Here is a 24745-nt window from a genome sequence, read left to right as displayed (position 1 = left end):
TGGTCACTCCTCGTGACGGTGTTCCATCAGCCAGGCCATCAGCGCGATCACCGCGCCCCAGGCCAGGAAGAGGTAGGCCACCAGCCAGCCCGGGGCCGTCGGGGAGCGGTCGGCCACCAGCAGCAGGGGCGGGGAGAACAGCAGGGCCGCCAGCACGATCAGCGCGACCAGGCGCTCCTTCAGGCGCGGCGTGTTCACGAGGCGAAGGCGTCCTCCCTGTCGAAGGCACTGGCCTGCAGCGCCAGCGCCTGCTCCAGCGTCTCGATGCCGCGCGCCTCCAGCCGGGGCAGCAGCGAGAGCCACAGCTCCGCGGTGACCCGGGCGTCGCCCAGGGCGGTGTGGCGGGTGCCGGGCGGGAAGCTCAGGTCATAGCGGTCGGCCAGGCTGTCCAGGTCATGGCCGTCGAGGCTGTCGTCGAGTGCCCGGGAGAGCAGCAGGGTGTCGAGCACCGGCATGTCGAACGCGATGCCGCCGCCGGGGGGCTGGATGGCCAGCAGGTCGAAGGCGGCATTGTGGGCGAGGATCACCGCCTCGCCGATATAGTCGCGAAAGCGCGGCAGGGCCACGTTGAGGGGCGGTGCCCCGGCCACGTCGTCATCGGTGATGCCGTGGATGGCGGTGCTGGCCGGCGGAATGGGCCGTTCCGGGTCGACCCGCAGGTCGAAGATGTCGCTGGCCAGCAGTCGTGCATTGACGATGCGACAGGCGCCGATGCTGACCACGGTGTCGCCGCGGCGAAGCTCCAGCCCGGTGGTCTCGGTATCGAAGGCCACGACCTCCAGGGTCTTCAGGGGCCGGGCCGCCAGCTCGCTGTCCGGCGGGGGCATGTCGGCGATGCCGAAGTCGTGGAATTCCGGGCGCGGCGGGGTGCGCGGGCGCGGCGCGCCGACCCGTTCGGTAGCGGGCAGCGGCAGGCGCAGGCGGGCATGCTCGCCGTCCTGGTCGGCGATGCTCCAGGCATCGCTGGTGTGCTGGCGCAGCACGTCACCGACCCGCGGGGCCAGGGGCAGGGCGTCCAGGCGCTCGGCGCGCCACTCGTCCAGGACCTTCTCGCCCAGCGGGCGCCCGCGCCAGATGAGGTCCAGGTAGACCCGGCGGTTGCCCAGGCAGACCTCGCCCTCCAGCTCGGCCTGGCCGGCATGCGCTGCCAGGTGAGGGAGCAGCGAGTCGAGCAGCGCCAGCAGGGCCGGGGCGTCGCCCTTCAACCAGGCGGGCATGCCGATGGGGGTGATGCGCAGGGAGGCGCTGTCCTGTCGCTCCTCGAGGGCCGCCCAGAGGTCATTGGACCACAGCGGGACCAGGCGCTCGCCCTCGCGGTGCATGTCCTCCATCAGCCGGCCCATGCGCTCGAGCTGGGCGGCCAGCGCCCGGCTCTCCTCGTCGATCACCGCCTCCAGGCGCTTCCCGAGCTCGCCGGTCGCAGCGTCGTCGCGCACGCCCACCAGGGCATCGGCGGCACTGGTCAGGCTGGCGCTGTGGCGGCGCAGTACCGGCAGCATCTCGGCGATGTCGGCACGGGCGCCCATCTCGCTGGTCCAGGCCGCCGTGGTGTCGGTCAGGGTCAGCAGCGTCTCGTGGTTGCTGTCGGGGACGCGGCGCAGCACCACGTGCAGCCAGCGTTCGTCGCAGGGGACCAGGATCTCCCGCGGCGCCCCGTCGTCGGGCAGCTGGCCCAGTGCATCCTCCAGGCTCGCGATGGGGATCAGGGCGTCGAGGCGCTTGCCGAGCCCCAGGCCGGGATGGCCCTCGAACAGCGTCTCGGCGGCCTGGTTGAAGAGCAGCACCCGGCGGTGGTGGTCGCAGAGCAGCAGCGGCGTGTCGAGCACCTGGAGCAGGGTCTCGAGTTCCTGGCGGATGCGGGCGGCACTGCGCGCGCCCTCGGCATGGGCGGTCGCCAGGCGCTCGCGGTCGGCCCGCCAGGCCTCGCGAACGCGCATCAGGTCGGGACCGAGCCCCCGCAGCCAGCCCTCGGGCGGATAGTCCTGGCGGGCATCCGGGTTGGCCACCAGGCGGGCCAGCTGGACCTGCAGGTGTCGCAGGGGGGTGAACAGCTGGCGCTCGAGCAGCAGGCCGACCAGGAAGATGGTGCCGCCCCCGGAGAAGCAGCCCAGCCACAGCAGTAGCCGCGCCGTGCCCTCGAGGCCGGCGAGGCTGTCCAGCCACAGCGCGAACACGGCGCCGCCGAAGATACTGATACCGCTGAGCAGCAGCCACAGGCCGATCAGCCGCTGGCGGCGGGGCAGTCGCGAGCCACGCTTGGCCATCAGGACACCTCGGCGAGCAGTTTCTTGACCTTCTCGACCAGCGCCTGGGTCGAGAAGGGCTTGGTGATGTAGTCGTCGGCGCCCAGGGCCAGGCCCTTCTCGCGCTCCACTTCCCGCCCGTGGGCCGTGAGCATGATGATCGGCAGCCGGGCATGGTCGGGGTCGCTGCGCAGGCGCTCGAGGACGTCGAAGCCGCTGATGCCGGGCAGGCTGATATCCAGCAGGACCAGGTCCGGGGGCGACTCGGCGATCCGCGACAGGGCACTCTCGCCGTCCTCGGCGGTGTCCACCTGGAAGCCGGCCTGCTGCATCAGGAATTCCAGGGACAGGACGATATTGGGTTCGTCGTCCACCACCAGCACCTTGGCCATGGTGCCCTCCTATGAGTGTGCGGTCTTTTATGCATGGTTGCCGATCAGTCTAGTGGGCGGCCGGGCGGTCGCAAAGACGACCTTGGCAGGAGGCGACGCGAGTGGCGTGCTAGGGTGCGGGGGTTGCCCCCGCTCCTTGGGGGCCCACCGAGGAGGACGGCATGATCAAGGTCCATCATCTGGAGAACTCCCGCTCCCAGCGTGTCCTGTGGCTGCTGGAGGAGCTCGGCGTCGACTACGAGGTCATCACCTATCGGCGTGACCCCCGCACCATGCTGGCGCCCGCGTCGCTGCGCGAGGTCCACCCGCTCGGCAAGTCGCCGGTGATCAGCGACGAGGCCCGGGACGGTCGGGTGGTGGCGGAATCGGGAGCGATCCTCGAGTACCTGGTCGAACGCTTCGATCAGGAGGGACTTCTGGCGCCGCCGGCGGGCAGTGACGCCCATGAGCGCTACCGTTTCTGGCTGCACCATGCCGAGGGCTCTGCCATGCCGCCGCTGGTGATGCGGCTGGTCTTCACTTCGCTGGGCAAGCCCCCGGTACCGGCGCTGGCCCGGCCCCTCGGCCGGCTCTTCGCCCGCGGGGTGGAGCAGCAGTTGCTGGGACCGCAGATCCGCCAGCTGAGCGACTACTGGGAAGCCGAGCTCGGGCGCAGCACCTGGTTCGCCGGCGACGCCTTCAGTGCGGCCGACATCCAGATGAGCTTTCCGCTGCTCGCCCTGGAGGACGGCGGCGGCCTCTCCGGCTACCCCAGGCTGCAGGCGTTCCTGGCGGCCTGCCGCGAGCGCCCGGCCTATCGCCGGGCGGTGGAGCGAGGCGGCGAGTTCTCCCTGTCGTGACGGGGCCGTGGCTACTTGCGCTGCCGGTCGAGTCCTCGCCGTGGTCCCAGCGGCCCCAGCCACAGCCAGACCTGCAGCACCACCAGCACCGGCAGCCACCAGACCGGCGCGCCGGTCACCCAGTTGAGCACCAGATGGATGAAGAAGGCGGTGATGCCGGCGACGAGGCCCACCAGCGTGAAGAGCAGCGGGCGGTCGCGGCCGGGCCAGCGGGTCAGCCGGCAGAGCGAGCCGAGGAGGGCACCGAAGGCGGCGGCCAGGGAGAGGGGGATCAGCAGGTCCAGCATGTCGGGCCTCGTGTCGAGAAGACGGAACGTAGCGGCCAGCCTAGCGCCTCACGGCAGGCTTGGCGCTTCGACGTTGGGGTCAGTCACCGCGTCGCAGCAGGTGGTTGCGCAGGGCCAGCTCGGCCCGCCCCAGCCACTCGTGCAGGGCGCGGGTGCTCTGGTGGAGGTGGTAGGCACGCGGGATCATGGCGTGTATGCCCGGCGGTGGGGCGCTCGCGAACTCGGTCGGCGCGGCGGTGACGGCAAGGCCGGCGCGCTCGAACTCCGCCACCGCCCTCGGCAGGTGCCAGGCCTGGGAGACCACTGCGACATGCCCGATGCCCTCGCCGCCCAGCATCTCGGCGGTGTAGCGGGCATTCTCGGCGGTGCTGCGGCTGCGCCCTTCCATCCAGCGGACGGGCACCTCGAAGACCTCACGCAGCGCTGCGGCCATCAGGCTCGCCTCGGCGCTGTGCTCGTCGTGCACGCGACCGCCACTGACCAGGATCGGCAGGCGGGTCTCGCGATGCAGGTAGGCGCCGTAGGCCAGCCGGCGCCAGCTGGCATTGGAGGGGGCATCGCCCCAGCCGAACTCCGGCGAGGCGTAGTCGCGTCCACCGCCGAGGATCACGATGGCCTGGGCCTGACGCAGCTGGGCGGGGCTGGCAAGGGCCGGTGGTTCCAGCCCCTGGCGCAGGGCGTGGCTCGCCAGCGGGGTGGAAAGGGCCAGCAGGCCGCCCAGCCCCAGGGTGACCAACAGGCCGCCGCTCAGCCGACGAGCGCCCAGGGCCAGGCCGGCGAGGAGAAGCAGGGCATTGATCACCGGCGGCAGCAGGAGGTACTTCAGCGCTTCCATGGGCGGGTCTCGTTGACGGTCATGCCGCCAGTGAACCAGCCGACGGGCACTTGTGCCAGCCAGGGCCCTTCGCGGGCCGGCGATGGCGAGATGCGTGTCGCCACGGCAGGACGGCGAGGGCGCCTGTCACAGTTCGGTCTTCTCCGGGTACTCGCAGAGGTCCTCGATGATGCAGCTGCCGCAGCGGGGCTTGCGCGCCAGGCAGGTGTAGCGCCCGTGGAGGATCAGCCAGTGGTGGGCATCCTGGCGGAACTCCCTGGGCACATGGCGCAGCAGCTTTTTCTCGACCTCGACCACGTCCTTGCCCCTGGCGATCCCGGTGCGGTTGGCCACGCGGAAGATATGGGTATCCACGGCGATGGTGGGCTCGCCGAAGGCGGTGTTGAGGATCACGTTGGCGGTCTTGCGGCCGACGCCCGGCAGGGCCTCGAGGGCCTTGCGGGTGCGGGGCACCTCGCCGCCGTGCTGCTCGACCAGGATCCGGCAGGTCTTCATCAGGTTCTCGGCCTTGGTGTTGTAGAGGCCGATGGTCCGGATGTGTGCCTTGAGGCCGTCGAGCCCCAGCGCGAGGATCGCCTGGGGCGTGTTGGCCACCGGGAAGAGCCGGGCGGTGGCCTTGTTCACCCCCACGTCGGTGGCCTGGGCCGAGAGCAGCACGGCGGCGAGCAGCTCGAAGGGCGTGCTCCAGTGCAGTTCGGTGGTCGGCTCGGGGTTGTGGTCGCGCAGCCGCGCGAAGATCTCGTGGCGTTTCTGGGCGTTCATGGTGTTCCGGGTCAGTGGCAATGCCCGGGGCTTTGCCGGTGACAGGTCCCGAAGTGTCGGACCACCGAGGAGGCGCTGTGAACCCCTCCCTGGGCGCTACCGACGCCATCCCTGGCGTAGGAACTCCTCTCCGACCTGTCTCCGGCGCCCCTCTCAGTCGGGTGCTGGCTGATTAGCCATTGTTGTTTTGCATCATTCGTCTGCGGTTGCCTGCTCCAGCGCCTTTCGCGCTTCAGCAAGAAGTCGACTGGCGCTGTCGACCTGGCCCTGGGCCGCCTCGACCGCGCCGGTCTCGCCCTGGCGCTCGGCGTGGGCCAGCTGCTGCCTGGCCCGGCGCAGGGCCTGTTCGGCGGCCTTGACGGCCATCTGACGCTGGCGCTGCGGCCCCGGGCCGGCAGCGCTGCCCGGCCCCGACCGCTGGCGCTGCCGAATCAGTCGCTTCTGGCGCTCCATCCGCCTCTCCCGGGCTTCCCGGGCCAGGCGCTGCTGGCGGGCGCGATGGCGACGGCGACCTTGCTCGGCGCGGCGGGCCAGGTAGGCGTCGCGCGCCTCATCGGTCTCGGCGGCTTCCCAGGCGGGGTGGGGCAGCAGGTCGATGCAGTCCACGGGACAGGGCGCCACGCACAGCTCGCAGCCGGTGCACTCGTCGACGAGGACCGTGTGCATGCGCTTGGCCGCGCCCAGGATGGCATCCACCGGGCAGGCCTGGATGCACTTGGTGCAGCCGATGCACTCGGCCTCGCGGATCCACGCCACCAGCGGCGACTGGGCGGGCTCGGCCAGCGGCAGCGGCGCGCGACCGGTCAGCGCCGCCAGCCGGGCCACGGTAGCCTCGCCGCCGGGCGGGCAACGATTGATGGCCTCGCCGTCGACGATGGCCTCGGCATAGGGACGACAGCCGGGCTGACCGCACTTGCCACACTGGGTCTGGGGCAGTTCGGCATCGATGGCCTCGATCAGCGCGGCCCGGGGGCGGGCATCGGTCTCCGTCACGGCGGCGCCTCAGCGCACCCGCTGGCCCGGCTCGGCGCCGGAATCAGGGCCGAGCAGGTAGATGCCGTCGTCACTGCCGGCGGCGAGCACCATGCCCTCTGACACGCCGAAGCGCATCTTGCGCGGCGCCAGGTTGGCGACCATCACCGTCAGCCGCCCCTCCAGGGCCTCCGGGGCATAGGCGGCGCGGATGCCGGCGAAGACGGTGCGGGTCTCGCCGCCCAGGTCCAGGGTCAGCTTGAGCAGCTTGTCGGCCTTCTCGACATACTCCGCCCGGGCGATGCGGGCGATGCGCAGGTCGACCCTGGCGAAGTCGTCGAAGCTGATCTCCTCACCGATGGGCTCCTCGGCCAGGGGGCCCTTCGCCGTCTCCTTGAGTTTCTGCTCTTCCACCAGGTCCTCCTTCGATGCCGCCATCATGGCATCGATCTTGTCCCGCTCCACGCGGGTCATCAGCGGCTTGAACTTGGCGATCTCGTGGTCCACCAGCAGGGTGTGGCGGCTGTGCCAGTCGAGAGTGTCGAGCCCGAGGAACGCCTGGGCCTGCTCGGCCATGGCCGGTACTACCGGGGCCAGGTAGACCATCAGCTGGCGGAACAGGTTGATACCCACCGAGCAGATCTCCAGCACCTCCTGCTCGCGGCCGGGTTGCTTGGCCAGCACCCAGGGCTCGGCGTCGGCAATGTAGGTGTTGGCCTCGTCGGCCAGCTCCATCACGCGGCGCATGGCGCGGCCGAACTCGCGGGCCTCGAACTCCTCGGCGATGGCGTCACCGGCGGCGATGAAGCGCGCCACCATCTCGGGCTCGCTGCAGTGGGCGGCGAGCCTCCCGCCGCCGAGCTTCTTGACGAAGCCGGCACAGCGGCTGGCGATGTTGACCACCTTGCCGACCAGGTCGCTGTTCACCCGCGCCGCGAAGTCCTCGAGGTTGAGGTCCAGGTCGTCGACCCGCGAGGTCAGCTTGGCGGCGAAGTAGTAGCGCAGGTACTCGGGGTTGAGGTGGTCGGCATAGGTCGCGGCCTTGATGAAGGTGCCCCGCGACTTCGACATCTTGGCGCCGTTCACGGTGACGAAGCCGTGGCAGTTGACCGCGGTGGGCGTCCGGAAGTCGGCGCCGTGGAGCATGGCCGGCCAGAACAGGGCGTGGAAGTAGACGATGTCCTTGCCGATGAAGTGGTAGACCTCGGCGTCGGAGTCGGGTGCCCAGTAGGCGTCGAAGTCCATCCCCCGGCGGTCGCAGAGGTTCTTGAAGCTGGCCAGGTAGCCGATCGGCGCATCCAGCCAGACGTAGAAGTACTTGCCCGGCGCGTCGGGGATCTCGAAGCCGAAGTAGGGGGCGTCGCGGGAGATGTCCCATTCGTTGAAGCCCGACTCGAACCACTCCATCAGCTTGTTGCGGATCTGCGGCTGGACATGGTCATCGTCGATCCACGCCTTCAGGAAATCGGCGAAGTCCGGCAGCTTGAAGAAGTAGTGGGTGGAGCTTCTCACCTCGGGGGCGGCACCGGAGATCGCCGAGACCGGATCGATCAGCTCCGCCGGCGTGTAGGTGGCGCCGCAGGCCTCGCAGTTGTCGCCGTACTGGTCCTCGGCCTTGCACTTCGGACAGGTGCCCTTGATGAAGCGGTCGGCCAGGAACAGGCCCTTCACCGGGTCGAACATCTGCTCGATATCGCGGGTGGCGATATGCCCCTTGTCGCGCAGCCGGGTGTAGATCAGCTCGCTGAAGTGGCGGTTCTCCGGGGAGTGGGTCGAGTGATAGTTGTCGAAGGCCACCCCGAAGCGGGAGAAGTCGGTCTGGTGGTCGCGGGAGACCCGTTCGATCAGCGCCTCGGAGGTGATGCCCTCCTGCTCCGCGCGCAGCATGATGGCCGTGCCGTGGGCGTCGTCGGCACACACGTAGTGACACTCATGCCCGCGGCTCTTCTGGAAGCGCACCCAGATGTCGGTCTGGATGTACTCCAGCAGGTGGCCCAGGTGGATGGCACCGTTGGCGTAGGGCAGGGCGCTGGTGACCAGGATCTTGCGCGAGGCGCGGGCGGTGTTCGACATGGCGGCTCAGGGTATCCCGTTGAAAATCAGGCCACGATTGTAGCCATCTTCGCGCATGGCTGCATCCGCGCCGAGCGCCCGATTGGCGCGATCTCGACCGCTCGGGTATGATGCCGCCATCTGGCGGGGCGTCAAACGGAGTGACGGCCGGCCGGAGGTCCTGCAACCGAAGTCACGCTGGAGAACCCTGTCCCCCCTCCCGGAGGAATTCCCCATGCGTCTACGTCATGCCCTGCCCCTGGCAGTGCTCGCCGCCCTTACCGCCGGCTGCGCCAGCAGTGCCATCTCCCCGACCTATACCAGTGCCAACCCGGATATCATGCGGATCAGCGACGAGCGCCCCGCCAACCCGGAGAAGCGCATCGAGGATCTTGGCTCCTACTGCGTCGAGGTCAGCGAGACCTGGAACGCCCACGGCACCACCCCGGACGGCAAGAGCCTCTGGGCCAAGGATACCGCGCGTCGCGTGGTGCCCTGCGAGTGAGCCCCTCGCGCCGTTACACCTCAGTGGCGCTCGGGCTCGTGGCATGATCGGGCCGGCTCCCTGAGCAAGATAGGTTCCCATCTGGCAAGCTCGAACACCACGGCCCGGCAGGCGACCTGCCGGGCCGTGGTCTCTCTGGCGGTTGTGCAGGTTCCCACTGGCGTTCAGCGCATCGCCAGCTGCCCTTCCTCGGCCTCGGGGGAGCGGCATCGGCCGGCGGCTCCAGGGGCCAGGTAGGGGGCCAGCAAGGGTTCCATCCCCTTGAGCACCTGGACGGGCAGTGCCGAGGTGAAGCGGAAGTCGTCGGACTGACTGCCGGCCACGTAGGCGGTGAGTGTGCCGAAGTGGTGCTCGCCCAGGTGGAAGACGAAGGTGGCGGTCCGATTGCGGGCGCGGGAGTCGATCACCTGGCCGCTGCGGGTCACCGTCTCGATGCGGTTGTTGCCGGTGCCGGTCTTGCCGCCCATCACCAGCGGGGCGTCATCCGCGAGGGTGAAGCTGCCCTGCAGGCGGCGGGCGGTCCCGCCCGCCACGACCTGGGCGAGGGCCTCGCGCAGCACGGCGGCGACCTCCGGGGCCATGACGCGCCGGGCGCGAGAGCCGGCGGGAACGAAGCGTGTCTCGTAGGGGGTATCCGCCGCGAAGTGCAACTCGTCGATGCGCAGCACCGGCAGGCGGACGCCGTCATTGAGGATGATCCCCATCAGTTCGGCCAGTGCGGCGGGACGGTCTCCGGAGCTTCCCACGGCGGTGGCAAGCGATGGCACCAGCTGGTCGAAGGGATAGCCCAGGCGCTGCCAGCGGCGGTGGATCTCGTCGAAGGCCTCCACCTCGAGCATGGTGCGGATGCGCACGTCGCGGGCGCTGCGGTGACGTGTCCTGGACAGCCAGCCATAGGCCTCCTGGCGCTGCTGGTGGCTCGCCGCGATGACCTCGCGCAACCCCGCCTCGGGCTGGTCCAGCAGATAGCCGACCAGCCACAGCTCCAGCGGGTGCACCCCGGCGATGTACCCCTGGTCGTTGAGGCCGTGCCTGCCCGGCGCGTGGTCGCGGTAGAGCGCCTCGAGGCGTCGTTCGCCAAGCGCCTCGCCAGGCAGCCTGGCCGCGAGGAAGGCGGCGAAGGCATCGCGGTCGGCGTCGGGAAACAGGTAGCGGTGCGCGGCTGACAGCCGGGACGCCGTGGGGCGCAGGCCGTCGAGGAAGCGGGCCAGGCGTTCATCGCGCGAGTTCCCCTGGTACTTGCGCCAGAAGCGCTGGAGAAAGACCTGGCCCTCGCGGTCGGCGAAGTGCGCCAGGTAGGCCTGCCGACGCGGGTCATGATCGTCCTCGAGCAGCTGGCGGCGGCTCTCGCCCTGATGAATCACATGGTGCACCAGGTCGCGCAGCAGGCGCACGAAGGGCAGGTTGAGCGATTCGCGCAGGGCATCATCGAGGCCGGGGTGGCGGCCGTCATCCTCGCGGCGGAAGTTGCCGAAGGTATGGCGGCCACCGCCGGTGAAGAAGGCCTCGTGGGGGCTGGCCGAGTAGCGACGTTGCATAGCGGCCTCGAGCAGGGGGCGAAGGCCCATGCCGGGCTCGGCGATGAGTCGGTCGATCACCCAGCGGCTCAGCACGTCCTGCCGATCCAGTTCGACCCGGCGAAGGGCTTCCACCGGCATGCCGGCATGGCGGCCGTGCAGTTCGGCGATCACCTCCAGGTAGGTGGCCAGCACCCTCAGCTTGGCGGTGGAGCCGAGCTCCAGCTTGCTGCCTTCGTTGATGTCGAAGGGCTGGCCGGTGGTGTCGGTCTGGACGCGCACCCGAAAGCCCGTGGCGTCGCGCTCGAGCAGGGTGAAGCTGTAACGCACGTCGGCGGCCCGTTCGGGCGACAGCATGCGCTCGCCCAGCAGCCCGACCTCGCTCGCGAAGGCCGGGTCGACCAGTCGCTGCAGATACTCGCTGACCTGGCGCTGGAGGTCACCGTGCAGGGTGGTGCGTGCCGAGAGGTCCAGCCGGTCGAGGTCGTAGAAGGACAGGCCCACCAGGCGGCCGAGCCGCTGGCGGGCCACCTGCAGGCCCTTGTCGTGGTCGACCCGCAGGCGTACCGGCTCCTTGGCGAAGTCGCGGAAGGTCAGGCGATGGTCCAGGGCGGCGTCGCGCAGGGGCGGTGTCACCAGGCCCTCGTCGGCGAGCAGTCGCAGGTGGCTGTCGGTCAGTGACTCCAGGGACTGGTGGCCGCTGTTCAGGTACCAGGAGGGACGACGCTGGGCGATCATCAGGGCCACCACCTGGCGCAGCGCCAGGCCCTGGGCGGCGAGGCTGTCCGGGGCATTGAAGGTCGGCACCAGCAGGCGGTTGACGTCGTCGAAATCGGCGCCGAACCACACCCACAGGCCATCCCCCAGGCCATGGACCTCACCATAGCCGGGGGCCGCTGAGAGCGGCACCGAGTTGAGGTAGTCCAGCGCCACGTCCTGGCGTGCGGCGAGCGTCTGCGGGCCGTGCCGGTAGCCGCGTACGCTGGCCGAGACCATCTGGCGCAGCTTCTCCATGGGCGAGGCGGTCAGTCCGTCGGGGGAGTGGCGATACTTCTCGACCTGGGTGGCCAGCGTACTGCCGCCGGCGGCCTGGCCGGTCAGGTCCAGTGCGCGTCCCGCCTGGGAGAACGCGGCCTTGATGAAGCGTGGCCAGTCCACCGCAGGGTTGGCCCTGGGGGTGTCGGCATCCAGCAGCTGGCGGTTCTCGATGTAGAGCAGCACCTGCAGGACCAGCGGTGGTACCGCGTCGAAGTGGGGGTAGTGGCGCTGCGGATGACGAAAGTGGTAGAGGGTGCCGCCGCGGCACTCCTCGAGCGTCAGCCCGCTCCGGGTCTTCTCGGTATAGGGCGGAAAGAAGCCGCGCTGCGTGTATTCCAGCAGTGGCTGAGAGAAGCGCACCTGGCGCTCGATGGCATAGCCGTCGGCGAGCAGTCGCTGCTGGATCTCCGGAAGCCGGGTATAGCCCAGTCGCTGGTCGAAGGGGCCGTGGTGCGGGAACTGGATATACGGGCTTGGCCCCGGCGCCAGGGTATAGCGCAGGGTGGCGGCATAGCGCGAGAGCTCCTGGGACTGGAGGTGGGAGGTCCTGGCCTCGGCGACCAGCAGGGTGGCGAGCGTGATGGCAAGCAGCGCCAGAAGGATCAGCCCCCGGTGACGCAGGAGCCTGCGAGGCGGCGGGGCCTGCCCCGCCGGTGGCGCCTCGCGGCCGATGGTGCCGTCAGCCTGCCGGTCGCCGCTTCCCCGTGACGCCGAGTCATCCCCGCCCATGTGCCACCCCCGGCAAGATCCGTTTGCAGATTGTATCCTTTTGTAGCGTAGCCGGATGCCGGGGAAAGTGGATCAGTCGGGCAGGAGAAAATCTCCACGAGTTGTGCCTGCCCCGGGTTCAGGAGGCGTGGCGAAGGACGCCGAAGTGGTCCATGCCGCGATCCTTCAGGTGCAGCGCCTGCATGTGGCTCATCACCCCCTGGTCGCAGTAGAGCAGGTAGTCGCGGTCGCCGGGCAGCGTCTGCGCCTGGTCCTGCAACTCGTAGAAGGGGATCGCCAGGCAGGGTATCTCGGGAAGCTCGAGCGGTGCCGCCTCGCGCTCGTCCGGGGGGCGGATGTCGATCACGCTGACCGCCGGCATCCGGGCCAGGCTGGCCAGCGAGTCGACGACGGTCACCTCGCCGGGCTGCCGCTGGTCCTCCAGCAGGCGGCTGGCGCGGGTCACGGCGGCGGCCTCGATGGCGGCATCGAGAACCCCGAAGTCGAACTCGGCCTCGGCGGCGAGCACCTTGTCGGCAGGCGCCCGGGTGTGGGGACGGCGCGAGATGACTCCGCAGTATTCGGGCATCTGTTCGGCGAAGCGCGCGGTATCGATGCGGCGGGCCGTGTCGATGATCTCCTGCTTGTCCTCCGTGACCAGCGGCCGCAGGATCGGCAGCTCGCTGGCGGCATCGATCAGCGCCAGGTTGGTGAGGGTCTGGCTGGAGACCTGAGCGATGGCGTCCCCGGTGACCAGCGCCGGGATCCCCGACCGGGCGGCCACGCGGCTGGCCGCGCGTACCATCATGCGCTTGAGGATCACGCCCATCAGGCCATCGGGAATGGTCCGCAGGATCTCCGCGACCACCCCCTCGAAGGGCACCGAGGTGAAGTCGACGTTGTGGGAGGCGCTGTAGCGCTGCCAGAGGTGGTGGGTGACTTCCCGCACGCCGCTCTCGTGGGCCGGTCCGCCCAGGTTGAAGAAGAGGTAGTGGGTCTTGATGCCGCGGCGCAGCATCCGCCAGGCCGCCACCGGCGAGTCGAAGCCACCCGAGACCAGCGCCAGGGCCTGGCCCTGAACCCCCAGCGGATAGCCCCCCAGGCCCGGGCGGCGCGAGCGGATCAGCTGCAGCCGTCGGTGGGTCAGCTCCACCGACACCACGACCTCGGGGTGCTTGAGGTCGACCCGTGCCGTGGGATCGGCCGCGAGCAGGGCGCTGCCCAGGCGGCGCTCGAGATCCATGGAGGAGAAGTCATGATCGCCCCGGCGCTTGGCCCGGACCCGGAAGCGGCGCCCGGCGATGGCCGCCTTCCAGTGCGGCACGATCCAGGCGGCGGCCTCGTCCAGCGAGCCGCAGGGCACCGCCTCGGTGGCCAGAATCTCATGGATGCCAGGGATCCGGGCCAGGGTGTCCTCCATTTCTTCCACACGGCCGGCGGGAAGGGCGTCGGGCAGGCTCACGAGCAGGGCGTCCCAGCCACCCTTGACGCGCACGCCTTCCTCCAGCTGGCGCAGGGTGTTGCGCACGTTGCTGGCGAGGCAGCGGGTCATGTGCTGGCGCACGGAACGGGACTTGATGGTGATCTCGGGGTGGAGCTTGAGCAGGTAGGTCATTCGACAGGAACAGCAGCAACAATGTGCGCCCCATTCTACCAAGGGCGGGCGACCAAGGGCAGGCCCGGCCCCGTAATGGGGGGCGTGCAGGTCGCTGACGTTGCTCTCCCGGCGCGTGGCCGGGAGAGGGCCGGGTAGCGGGGCGGGCCGGGCGTCAGTAGAGCGCCTGCTCCTCCTTGACCACTTCCTTGAGCAGCTCAAGGAAGAGCCGGTCGGCCTCGGAGTGCTCCTGGGGATCCTCGGGGATGTGCACGCTGGTGGTGTCGGAGATCTCGTTGGCGATCCGCGCCATCACGTCCCCCTCGCCCGGCTCGCCGAGCTGGCGGCGGGTGATCTCCAGCGACTGCTCGAGGATCTTCGGGTCCTGCAGAAGTTTCTTGATGAAGCCCCGCAGCTCGTTGATCACGCGGGTCTTCTGGATTTCCGATGAGGCCATGACGTTCTCCTTGGGTGACCATGCCGTTTCGGGGACCGGTCAGACGATACCACGTTTGCCGCCCGGCGTGGCCGGCCGGTGTAGGTGCCGTCGTGGCCGGGGCGGTGGCGCCTTGTCGGTCTTGTCCTACATCAAGTGTCGGTCTCCTCCTGCCCGCTGCGCACTCTCCAGCAGTGGACAAATCTTCCTATTCGGTTACGCTGGATTACAAAGCGACACATCATGAAATGGCATGAGGTGTCTGACGCTTTCGACCGACCCTGGGCCTGGCCGATGGGGCGCCTCGGGGTGGTCGACATAGGAAGTCGGGAAGGGAAGCGCCATGGGCCTGTCATACGGCCCCATGGGACCCGCCATAACAAGAAGATCACCTCATTTCCTGGCAAGCCCGGTCGCCGAGATACCAGGCCCTTGCCATCATGAAAGGGAACACCCATGAAACGCATTACCGATCCAGTGAGCAGCACCCGTGTTCGTCGCCTTGCCGGCAGCCTGGCCCTTGGCACCTCCCTGGCCCTGCTGCCGCTCGCCTCGGCCGTGGCCCAGTCACTGCCGGCGGGCCTGGCGACCCCGGGGAGTACCGACCTGCGCCAGGTGGTCCAGCAGGCGATCTCCACCAACCCCGAGGTTCAGGCCGCCTGGAACGGCTTTCGTGCCTCCGGCAACGATATCGGGGTGGCGCGCGGCAACTATCTCCCCAGCGTCGATGTCTCGGCCGGTATCGGCGTGGAGGATCGTCAGCTCGACACTCGCGGCAGCTACGACACCAGCTATGCCGAACTGACCATCACCCAGATGCTCTGGGACGGCTTCGCCACGGCCAGCGAGGTCGAACGCCTCGACCGCGCCGAGCTGGTGCGCTACTACGAGCTGCTGGGCGCCAGCGAGGAGGTCGCCCTGGAGGCGACGCGGGCCTACCTGGACGTGCAGCGCTACCGGGAGCTGGTACGCCTGGCCCAGGACAACTATCGCGAGCACCTGCGGGTCTACAACCAGATCGAGGCGCGCGTGATCTCCGGAGCGGGGCGCCGGGTCGACCTGGAACAGATCAGCGGCCGCCTGGCGCTGGCCGAGTCCAACCTGATGACCGAGGCCTCCAACCTCCATGACGTGACCGCGCGCTACCAGCGCATCGTCGGCGACCTGCCGGCGGAGACCCTGGCCCCGGCCCCGGAGCTGGACGATCGCCTGCCGGCGGATGTGGGCCGGGCACTGGACCTGGCCTTCCAGGGCAACCCCGAGTTCCATGCCGCCATCGAGAATATCGAGGCCTCCCGCGCCGAGCAGCGTGGTACCCGCTCGGCCTTCCAGCCGCGCCTCGACCTGCGCGGCAGCACCGGCACCTACGAGAACAGCGACGGCAACTACGACGTGATTGCCGACGGCGAGCACCGGGATCGCCACAGCATCGAGCTGGTGGCCAGCATGAACCTCTATCGCGGCGGCAGCGACCGGGCCTCCTTCCGCGCCGCCAGCGACCGGGTCGAGCAGGCCGTGAACCTTCGCGAGAAGGCCTGCGTCGACGTGCGCCAGACCACCCAGATTGCCTACAACGATACCCATCGCCTGCGCGAGCAGCTGCAGTACCTCAACGAGCACCGCCAGTCCATCGACCGGGTGCGTGGCGCCTACCAGCAGCAGTTCGACATTGGCCAGCGCACCCTGCTCGACGTGCTGGACAGCGAGAACGAGTACTTCGAGGCCAGTCGCGCCTACGCCAATGCCCAGTATGACGCTGCGCTGGCCGATGCCCGCACCCTGGCCGCCATGGGGCAGCTGATGCAGACCCTCGAGGTGCGGCGCGACGACCTGCCGACCCTCGCCGAGCTGGGCAGCGACGGGGTGGAGATCAACCCCGAGGTGATCTGCCCGACCCAGGGCCCCCGGGGTTTCACCCTGGCCGACTTCACCGGCGGCATCGAGGCGCCGGCCCGGGCGCCGGACGTCACCCTCTCGGCCGATGCCCTGTTCGAGATCAACAGTGCCGAGCTCTCCGCCGAGGCGCGCGGCGAGCTCGACGCCCTGGCCGCCGAGATCCGCGGCAAGGACAACCTCGCCCGGGTCTTCATCGCCGGCCATGCCGACATCACCGGCAGTGATGCCATCAACGAACCGCTCTCCCGGGCGCGCGCCGAGAGTGTGGCGGGCTACCTGGTGAGCCAGGGGGTCGACCAGGGGCTGGTCGAGACGCGCGGCTATGGCTCGCGCCAGCCGGTGGCGAGCAATGCCACGGTGGAAGGCCGCCGCCAGAACCGTCGTGTCGAGGTGACCCTGGAGCGGGTCGGCGAGAACCTGGATCTCAGCGGGCGCGCCTTCGACGGTAGCCATGCGGTGAGCGGCTGACCCATGACGCATCACGCCGGCAGGCGCGGCCTGCCGGCTTGCCTCGCCCTGCCGTGATTGCGGCGGGGCGTATCGATTCTCGAGGTGGTTGTGTCGCAGAAAGAAGATCTGGACCCGGGACCGGGTCCCTCCCGGTCGGCCGTGCATGACGAGTTGCTCGAGTGCCTGCAGACCATCGCGCAGGTCCATGGCCATGCGGTCACGGCCGAGTCGCTGACCGCCGGTCTTCCCCTGGAGGAGGGGCGCCTGACCCCTGGCGTCTTCGCTCGCGCCGCGTCCCGCGCCGGGCTCACCGCCCGGATCATCCGGAGTCGCCTGGTGCAGCTCAATCCCGCCCTGTTTCCCGCCGTCCTGCTGCTCGAGCCGGGGCGCGCCTGCGTGCTGGTGGCCCTCGACCTCAAGGCGCGCAAGGCGAGGGTGATCTTTCCCGAGCTGGGCGATGCCGAGACCGAGGTGAGCCTGGATGGCCTGCAGGCGAGCTACAGCGGCCAGGCCATCTACGTGCGACCGCGCTTCCGCTTCGACGCCCGCGGGCCCGAGGTCAACCGGCAGCGCTCGCGCCACTGGTTCTGGGGCGTGATCCGCGAGAACCGCAGGCTCTACCGCGACGTCATCGCCGGCTCGGTGGTGATCAACCTCTTCGCGGTGGCGATGCCGCTGTTCGTGCTCAACGTCTACGACCGGGTGGTGCCCAACCATGCCACCGAGACGCTCTGGGTGCTCTCGGCGGGGATCTTCATCGTGCTCTGCTTCGACCTGGCCCTGCGCCTGATGCGCAACGCCTTCGTCGACCTGGCCGCCAGCCGCGCCGACGTCAAGCTGTCGTCGTCGATCATGGCCCGGGTGCTGGGGCTGCGCATGGAGGCGCGGCCGGCCTCCACCGGCTCCTTCGCGGCGACGCTGCAGTCCTTCGAGTCGGTGCGCGCCTTCATCGGCTCGGCCACGGTGGTGGCGCTGGTCGACCTGCCCTTCGTGCTGATGTTCGCGGGGATCATCGCGCTGATCGGCCCGCCGCTGGTGATCCCGGTGCTGGCAGGCATCGTCTTCGTGCTGCTCTATGCCATGGCCGCCCAGGGCAAGCTCCATGAGCTCTCGGAGACCACCTGGCGGGTGGGGGCCCAGCGCAACGCCACCCTGGTCGAGTCGCTCTCGAACCTGGAGACGGTCAAGACGCTGCGGGCCGAGAGCCGCATCCAGGGCACCTGGGAGAAGGCCTCGGCCTTCCTGTCGCGCACCTCAGCACAGCTGCGCCTGGTGAGCTCCTCGGTATCCAGCGTCGCCCTCTGGGCCCAGCACAGCGTCGCCGTGTGCGTGATCATCATCGGGGTCTACCAGATCATCGAGGGCAACCTGACCCAGGGCGGCCTCATCGCCGCCTACCTGCTGTCGTCGCGAGCCATGGCCCCGATCAGCCAGGCCGCGGCGCTGCTGGCGCAGTACCACCAGTCCTCCACGGCGCTGCAGTCGCTCAATGCGGTGATGGAGCGGCCGGTGGAGCGTCCCGATGGCAAGACGTTCATCGACCGCCCGGTGGTGCGTGGCGAGATCCATTTCGACAAGGTCTCCTTCCACTACCCTGAGGCGGAGCGCGAGGCCCTGCATGACGTCTCGGTGACCATCGAGCCGGGCGAGCGGGTGGCGCTGCTGGGACGCGTCGGTTGCGGCAAGACCACCCTCAACAAGCTGCTGCTGGGGCTTTACCAGCCCACCGCCGGGGCGGTGATGATCGACGACGTTGACATCCGCCAGTTCGACCCCGTCCAGCTGCGCCGCCATATCGGCTACGTGCCCCAGGATGTCAGCCTGTTCTTCGGCTCGCTGCGCGACAACATCATCGCCGGAGGCGGCAGCGACGGGGTCGATGACGAGGCGCTGCTGCGCGCCATCAGGCTGAGCGGCCTCGACAGCCTGGTCAACGCGCACCCCCAGGGCGTCGACCTGCCGGTGGGCGAGCGTGGCCAGATGCTCTCCGGCGGCCAGCGCCAGGCCGTGGCCATCGCCCGGGCGCTCGTCCATGACCCGCGCATCCTGCTGCTCGACGAGCCCACCAGCTCCATGGACCATGCCAGCGAGGAGGCCTTCAAGGCCAACCTCAAGGCCTACGGCCAGGGCAAGACCCTGATCGTCGTGACCCACCGCACCTCGTTGCTCTCGCTGGTCGATCGCATCCTGGTCATCGATGCCGGCAAGGTGGTGGCCGATGGCCCGCGGGACAAGGTGGTGGAAGCCCTGCGCAAGGGCCAGATCGGGAGGGCCAGCTGATGGCAGCCCCGGACAAGACCGCCGAGCAGCAGGGCTTCGAGGCCATCGGCCGCTTCTCCGAGGCGGGTGGCAGGCCCTTCCGGCCCTTCATCGACCGGCTCTTTGCCAAGCGCGTCACCGCGGCGCACCTGAGCCGCGACTGGGCGAGCGACGCCGACTGGGCCCGCCTGCAGCAGGACCCGATCCGCGCGCGCGGCTTCCTCTATGTGGTGGTGCTGGCCGTCGCCGCCCTGCTGGTGTGGGCCTGGTTCGCCTCCATCGACGAGGTGACCCGCGGCACGGGGCGGGTGATCCCTTCGAGTCAACTGCAGCGGGTACAGTCCTTCGATGGCGGGGTGGTCCAGGAGATCCTGGTCGAGGAGGGGCAGCGCGTCGACGCCGGTGAGCTGCTGATGCGCATCGACCCCACCCGTTTCGTCTCCAACTACCGCGAGAACCGTGCCAAGGCGCAGTCGCTCCAGGCACGGGCAGAGCGGCTGCGGGCCCTGGCCACCGGGTCGCCGTTCACCCCCTCGGAGGAGCTGGTCGACAAGGCCCCCGAGATCGTCGACCAGGAGCGCGAGCTCTACGAGAACGGCCTCGACAAGCTGGCCGAGGGGAAGAGCATCCTGCAGGAGCGCCTCTCCCAGCGGCGCGCCGAGCTCGAGGAGGCCCAGTCGCGGCGCGATACCGCCGCCAGGGAGCTGGGCATGGCCAGCCAGGAGCTCAACCTCACCCGGCCGCTGCTGCAGTCCGGCGCCGTGTCCGAGGTCGAGGTGCTCAGGCTCCAGCGGGAGGTCTCCCGGGCCAGCGGCGATCGCGCCCAGGCCGCAGCCCAGGTGGAGCGGCTGCAGTCGGCAATCGAGGAGGCCCAGGCCCAGCTGCGTGAGGTCGAGCTGGAAGCCCGCAACGAGTGGCGCACCGAGCTCTCGCGGACCCTGGGTGAGCTGGCGGCCCTGGACGAGTCCAGCGCCGGACTGCAGGACCGTGTGCGGCTGTCGGAGATCCGCTCGCCGGTGGATGGCGTGATCCAGCGCCTTGGCATCACGACCCTCGGCGGGGTCGTCCAGCCGGGCCAGGAGGTGGTCGACATCGTGCCCACCGACGACGCCCTGCTGGTGGAGGCGCGCATCGCGCCGCAGGATATTGCCTTCCTGCGCCCCGGGCAGCCGGCGACCATCAAGCTTACCGCCTATGACTTCGCCATCTACGGCGGGATCGAGGCCGAACTCGACCATATCAGTGCCGACACCATCACCGATGACGAGGGCAACACCTTCTACCTGGTGCGGGTGCGGACGGCAGACGACGCCCAGATGCACCAGGAACTGGACGTGATCCCGGGCATGACCGCCCAGGTGGACATCATGACCGGCAAGCGAACCGTGATGCAGTACCTGCTCAAGCCCGTGCTGCGGGCCTGGGACAATTCCATGGGAGAACGATGATGACAGAGCTCTTCGTCTGTCAGGGGCCTGACGAGATCCCGCGCTGGCGTGCGGCCTTCGACGAGGCGCGCCTGGTCACGCCACAACAGGCCCGCGCCCAGGCCGGGTCCGGCGACGGCGTGTGGGTCATGAGCAACCTTGCGGGCTGGCAGGGCCTGGTCTCCCTGCTCGCCGCCCGCGGGGCCACCGTCAAGGTGCTGAGCTATATGCCCAGCTCGCGGGAGGCGCTGCGGGCCATGAATGCCGGTGCCCGGGGCTACGGCCATGCGCTCTCGGCCCCCGAGCTGCTGCGCCAGATGGCGCTGGTAACCCGCCACCAGGGGATCTGGGTGCCCCCGGAACTGCTGGCCCAGGTGATGGGTGGGGCCTACCGGGCCCTGGGCGGGGAGTCGCAGCACCAGGACGAGACCCTCTCCGGGCTGACCGATCGCGAAAGGGCGGTGGCGCTAGCGGTGGCGGAAGGGCAGAGCAACAAGGAGGTGGCGCGCCGGCTCGAGATCACCGAGCGGACCGTGAAGGCGCACCTCGGCGCCATCTTCCGCAAGCTCGGCGTGCGCGACCGGCTCCAGCTGATCCTTCGCCTGTCCCAGCGGGAAGCGGTTTGAGCCCAGGTTGCACCTGAGATGGCCATTGGCTTGACCCAGGTCAATGGCAGGGCGCTGCCCTGCCCAACAGTACAATATTCCTTCCCCGGAACCTGGCCTAGTTTGATCATATAACCCGTTCTTCCGTAGGCGGCATCACGCGCGCTTCGTATGCAGGGAGTCATCTCATGACCATCGCAACCATCATCTCCATCAGCGGCCAGGCCTGGGCACGTGACGAGGCCGGCAACCTTCGCGAATTGCGGGTGGGGGACACCCTGCAGGAGGGCGAGACGCTCGTCACCTCGGACAATGGCCGGGTGGAGCTCGACTTCGCCGACAGCCTCGACCCCACAGTGATCGACGGGGGGCAGGAGGTCGTCATGACCTCCGACCTCGATGCCGAACAGCCGGTGGCCGCGGAGGAGGCGAGCGCCCAGGACGAGGACCTGGAGGCCCTGCTCACGGCAATCGACGAGGGGGAGGGGGACCTGCTCGAGGACCTGGATGCCACCGCGGCCGGTGCCGGGGGCGCCGGCGGTGAAGGCGGCGGGCATGACTTCGTGCGTCTCGCGCGCATCACCGAGAACGTCAATCCGCTCTCCTACGAGTACGGCCTGGCATCCCTCGGGGGTATCCCCGAGGTCGAGGGACAGGCAGTTGAGGAGCCGGCGCTCGAGGATGAGCGGGATTCGTTCCCGACCGTCGACACCATCGACCTCGACGGGGATGGCGACACGGTCTGGGAGTCGGCCCTGCCGGAAGGCAGCGGCGGCGGCACCCTGACGACCTCGGGCACGTTCCAGATCGACACCGGCACCGACCTGCTGGCGCTGATCGAGGTGCAGGATGCCGAGGGCAACTGGGTCGCCGTCGGTGCCGAAGGCAGCACTATCGTGGGTGAGTACGGCACCTTGAGCGTCAACCCCGACGGCAGCTGGACCTACACCCTGGACCAGAGCATCGATCACCCGGCTCAGGGCGAGACCGGCGAGGCCGACCAGTTGGCCGACACCTTCGCCGTGCGCGTGACCGACGATGACGGCGATGTCTCCGCCCCCGCGACCCTGGTGGTCGCCATCACCGATGACGGGCCCGCGGCAGCGAACGATGCCGATGCCAGCATTGCCGAGGACACCACCACGGCGCTGACCGGCGACGTGCTGGCCAACGACACCCTGGGCGCCGACCGTCCCGCCAGTGTGGCCTTCGGCGACACCCAAGCCAGCTACGGCACCTTCACCGACAACGGTGACGGCACCTGGAGCTACAGCCTCGACAACAGCCTGGCCGCGGTCCAGGCGCTGGGCGAGGGCGACACGCTGACCGAGACCTTCGGCTATACGCTGACCGACGCCGACGGCGATGAGAGTACCGCCAGCCTGACCATCACCATCGATGGCCAGACCGACGGCCCGCCGACTATCGTGGTCGAGGACGTTGATGGCAGTCTGACCGGTGCCGACAACAACGTGGTAGAAGCCACCGGCAACACCGTCAGTGGCACCGCCACTGTCACCGCCGAAGCGGGTATTGCCACCCTGACCGCCGGCGGTCAGGACATCACCAATGCCAGTGCTACCAACCCGGTTACCCTGGCTAGTAGCTACGGCACTCTGGTGATCACTGGCTTCGACGCCGCCACCGGTGTGATCAGCTACGACTACACCGAGGATGGCAATGCCGAGGACCACAGCGGTGGCGACGACAGCATCGTCGACTCCTTTGGCCTTGTAGTGACCGACCTGGCCGGCGAGACCGCCAGTGATAGCCTCGATATCCAGGTCCGGGATAGCGAGCCCGAGGCCGGGGACGATAGCGCCAGCATCGCCGAGGACACCACCACGGCGCTGACCGGCGACGTGCTCGCCAACGACACCCTGGGCGCCGACCGTCCCGCCAGTGTGGCCTTCGGCGACACCCAGGCCAGCTATGGCACCTTCACCGACAATGGCGATGGCACCTGGAGCTACAGCCTCGACAACAGCCTGGCCGCGGTCCAGGCGCTGGGCGAGGGCGACACGCTGACCGAGACCTTCGGCTATACGTTGGCCGACGCCGACGGCGATGAGAGTACCGCCAGCCTGACCATCACCATCACCGGCCAGGACGACGGCGTGACCCTCACCGGGCTCAGCGCCGAAGGCGCCGAGCAGACCGTGGCTGAGGCCAACCTGCCGGCGGGCTCCAGCCCCGAGGCTGCCGCGCTGACCCAGAGCGGCACCTTCAGCTTCACTGCTCTGGACGAGTTGGGCAGCCTGAGCGTGGGTGGCCAGAGCCTGTCGCTGGCCGACCTGCAGGGCCTGTCCGTCAGCACCCCGCTGACGCTGACCAGCGATCATGGCACGCTGACGCTGACCGGCTTCAGCGGTGATGCTGCCGGCGGCACCCTCAGCTACAGCTACACGCTCGACAGCACCGTCGACAACGACAGCGTCGCCGACGCCACCGACGGCGGCTACCTCGACAGCTTCGCGGTCAGCATCACCGATGCCGACGGCAGCAGTGCCAGCGCCGCGCTCGATATCCGGATCGTCGACGATACGCCCAGCGCGGAAGATGATCCCAACGCCAGCATTGCCGAGGACACCACCACGGCGCTGACCGGCGACGTGCTGGCCAACGACACCCTGGGCGCCGACCGTCCCGCCAGTGTGGCCTTCGACGACACCCAAGCCAGCTACGGCACCTTCACCGACAACGGTGACGGCACCTGGAGCTACAGCCTCGACAACAGCCTGGCCGCGGTCCAGGCGCTGGGCGAGGGCGACACGCTGACCGAGACCTTCGGCTATACGCTGACCGACGCCGACGGCGATGAGAGTACCGCCAGCCTGACCATCACCATCGATGGCCAGACCGACGGCCCGCCGACTATCGTGGTCGAGGACGTTGATGGCAGTCTGACCGGTGCCGACAACAACGTGGTAGAAGCCACCGGCAACACCGTCAGTGGCACCGCCACTGTCACCGCCGAAGCGGGTATTGCCACCCTGACCGCCGGCGGTCAGGACATCACCAATGCCAGTGCTACCAACCCGGTTACCCTGGCTGGTAGCTTCGGCACTCTGGTGATCACCGGCTTCGACGCCGCCACCGGTGTGATCAGCTACGACTACACCGAGGATGGCAATGCCGAGGACCACAGCGGTGGCGACGACAGCATCGTCGACTCCTTTGGCCTTGTAGTGACCGACCTGGCCGGCGAGACCGCCAGTGATAGCCTCGATATCCAGGTCCGGGATAGCGAGCCCGAGGCCGGGGACGATAGCGCCAGCATCGCCGAGGACACCACCACGGCGCTGACCGGCGACGTGCTCGCCAACGACACCCTGGGCGCCGACCGTCCCGCCAGTGTGGCCTTCGGCGACACCCAGGCCAGCTATGGCACCTTCACCGACAATGGCGATGGCACCTGGAGCTACAGCCTCGACAACAGCCTGGCCGCGGTCCAGGCGCTGGGCGAGGGCGACACGCTGACCGAGACCTTCGGCTATACGTTGACCGACGCCGACGGCGATGAGAGTACCGCCAGTCTGACCATCACCATCACCGGCCAGGACGACGGCGTGACCCTCACCGGGCTCAGCGCCGAAGGCGCCGAGCAGACCGTGGCTGAGGCCAACCTGCCGGCGGGCTCCAGCCCCGAGGCTGCCGCGCTGACCCAGAGCGGCACCTTCAGCTTCACTGCTCTGGACGAGTTGGGCAGCCTGAGCGTGGGTGGCCAGAGCCTGTCGCTGGCCGACCTGCAGGGCCTGTCCGCCAGCACCCCGCTGACGCTGACCAGCGATCATGGCACGCTGACGCTGACCGGCTTCAGCGGTGATGCTGCCGGCGGCACCCTCAGCTACAGCTACACGCTCGACAGCACCGTCGACAACGACAGCGTCGCCGACGCCACCGACGGCGGCTACCTCGACAGCTTCGC

General features: G+C 69.3%; 18 protein-coding genes. 7 read left to right on the top strand and 11 right to left on the bottom strand.

The features are described from left to right. Positions 1–3: 3 nt before the first annotated feature. The 3 genes from DFP85_RS03570 to DFP85_RS03560 are packed head-to-tail and all read right to left on the bottom strand — an operon-like array spanning position 4 to position 2635. Complete coding sequence (locus tag DFP85_RS03570; protein WP_106231616.1) at positions 4–198, bottom strand: hypothetical protein; 195 nt, start codon at positions 196–198, stop codon at positions 4–6. Then, positions 195–2264, bottom strand: coding sequence for a 3'-5' exonuclease (locus DFP85_RS03565; RefSeq protein WP_133634956.1), 2070 nt, complete (start codon positions 2262–2264; stop codon positions 195–197). Before DFP85_RS03565 ends, DFP85_RS03570 begins: the two co-directional genes overlap by 4 nt. Next, positions 2264–2635: a response regulator transcription factor gene (locus DFP85_RS03560; RefSeq protein ID WP_133634955.1), complete on the bottom strand. Its 372-nt coding sequence runs from the start codon at positions 2633–2635 to the stop codon at positions 2264–2266. Before DFP85_RS03560 ends, DFP85_RS03565 begins: the two co-directional genes overlap by 1 nt. A gap of 161 nt (positions 2636–2796) precedes the next feature. On the opposite strand from DFP85_RS03560, the gene DFP85_RS03555 reads away from it, so the two are divergent. Next, the gene (locus DFP85_RS03555) at positions 2797–3474 is read left to right on the top strand and encodes a glutathione S-transferase family protein (RefSeq protein WP_133634954.1); all 678 of its coding nucleotides are present in this window, start codon (positions 2797–2799) and stop codon (positions 3472–3474) included. An 11-nt stretch (positions 3475–3485) separates the two neighbouring features. Here the strand turns inward: DFP85_RS03555 and DFP85_RS03550 are convergent, their stop codons facing one another. The 5 genes from DFP85_RS03550 to metG form a co-directional block, all read right to left on the bottom strand. Continuing rightward, positions 3486–3761 carry a hypothetical protein gene (locus DFP85_RS03550; RefSeq protein ID WP_133634953.1) on the bottom strand — a complete coding sequence of 92 codons (276 nt, stop codon included), beginning with the start codon at positions 3759–3761 and terminating at the stop codon, positions 3486–3488. Positions 3762–3840: 79 nt separating this feature from the next. Next, positions 3841–4596, bottom strand: a complete 756-nt coding sequence (locus tag DFP85_RS03545; RefSeq protein ID WP_133634952.1) for a YdcF family protein — start codon at positions 4594–4596, stop codon at positions 3841–3843. A 126-nt stretch (positions 4597–4722) separates the two neighbouring features. Continuing rightward, positions 4723–5358: an endonuclease III gene (nth, locus tag DFP85_RS03540; protein ID WP_133634951.1), complete on the bottom strand. Its 636-nt coding sequence runs from the start codon at positions 5356–5358 to the stop codon at positions 4723–4725. 192 nt (positions 5359–5550) lie between these two features. Beyond that, on the bottom strand, positions 5551–6351 hold the full coding sequence (locus DFP85_RS03535) for an RnfABCDGE type electron transport complex subunit B (protein ID WP_133634950.1): 801 nt from the start codon (positions 6349–6351) through the stop codon (positions 5551–5553). 9 nt (positions 6352–6360) lie between these two features. Then, positions 6361–8403, bottom strand: coding sequence for a methionine--tRNA ligase (gene metG / locus DFP85_RS03530; RefSeq protein ID WP_133634949.1), 2043 nt, complete (start codon positions 8401–8403; stop codon positions 6361–6363). Positions 8404–8617: 214 nt separating this feature from the next. Here metG and DFP85_RS03525 point away from each other — a divergent pair, with 214 nt between their 5' ends. Next, complete coding sequence (locus DFP85_RS03525; RefSeq protein ID WP_133634948.1) at positions 8618–8887, top strand: hypothetical protein; 270 nt, start codon at positions 8618–8620, stop codon at positions 8885–8887. A gap of 164 nt (positions 8888–9051) precedes the next feature. Here DFP85_RS03525 and DFP85_RS03520 read toward each other — a convergent pair whose 3' ends face one another. The 3 genes from DFP85_RS03520 to DFP85_RS03510 form a co-directional block, all read right to left on the bottom strand. Then, positions 9052–12171, bottom strand: coding sequence for a transglycosylase domain-containing protein (locus DFP85_RS03520; RefSeq protein WP_133634947.1), 3120 nt, complete (start codon positions 12169–12171; stop codon positions 9052–9054). A gap of 118 nt (positions 12172–12289) precedes the next feature. Beyond that, positions 12290–13765 (bottom strand): tRNA uracil 4-sulfurtransferase ThiI, encoded by a 1476-nt coding sequence (thiI, locus tag DFP85_RS03515; RefSeq protein WP_133634946.1) that lies wholly within the window; start codon positions 13763–13765, stop codon positions 12290–12292. A gap of 154 nt (positions 13766–13919) precedes the next feature. Then, the gene (locus DFP85_RS03510) at positions 13920–14201 is read right to left on the bottom strand and encodes a hypothetical protein (RefSeq protein ID WP_106231644.1); all 282 of its coding nucleotides are present in this window, start codon (positions 14199–14201) and stop codon (positions 13920–13922) included. 435 nt (positions 14202–14636) lie between these two features. On the opposite strand from DFP85_RS03510, the gene DFP85_RS03505 reads away from it, so the two are divergent. The 5 genes from DFP85_RS03505 to DFP85_RS03485 all read left to right on the top strand — a co-directional run. After that, a complete protein-coding gene (locus DFP85_RS03505; RefSeq protein ID WP_133634945.1) occupies positions 14637–16544 on the top strand; it encodes a TolC family outer membrane protein in 1908 nt (635 codons plus the stop codon). A gap of 90 nt (positions 16545–16634) precedes the next feature. After that, positions 16635–18806 carry a type I secretion system permease/ATPase gene (locus DFP85_RS03500; protein WP_133634944.1) on the top strand — a complete coding sequence of 724 codons (2172 nt, stop codon included), beginning with the start codon at positions 16635–16637 and terminating at the stop codon, positions 18804–18806. Next, positions 18806–20233: an HlyD family type I secretion periplasmic adaptor subunit gene (locus DFP85_RS03495; RefSeq protein ID WP_133634943.1), complete on the top strand. Its 1428-nt coding sequence runs from the start codon at positions 18806–18808 to the stop codon at positions 20231–20233. The genes DFP85_RS03500 and DFP85_RS03495 overlap by 1 nt, the downstream gene beginning before the upstream one ends. Continuing rightward, positions 20233–20838: a response regulator transcription factor gene (locus DFP85_RS03490; RefSeq protein ID WP_133634942.1), complete on the top strand. Its 606-nt coding sequence runs from the start codon at positions 20233–20235 to the stop codon at positions 20836–20838. Before DFP85_RS03495 ends, DFP85_RS03490 begins: the two co-directional genes overlap by 1 nt. A gap of 167 nt (positions 20839–21005) precedes the next feature. Next, positions 21006–24745: retention module-containing protein (locus DFP85_RS03485; RefSeq protein ID WP_166644591.1), on the top strand; the 3740-nt coding region annotated here is incomplete at its 3' end.

The sequence above is a fragment of the Halomonas ventosae genome, assembly GCF_004363555.1.
Classification (GTDB): Bacteria; Pseudomonadota; Gammaproteobacteria; order Pseudomonadales; family Halomonadaceae; genus Halomonas; species Halomonas ventosae.
Note: the sequence above shows the minus strand (reverse complement) of the source record. Positions and strands in the feature narration are given on the sequence as shown.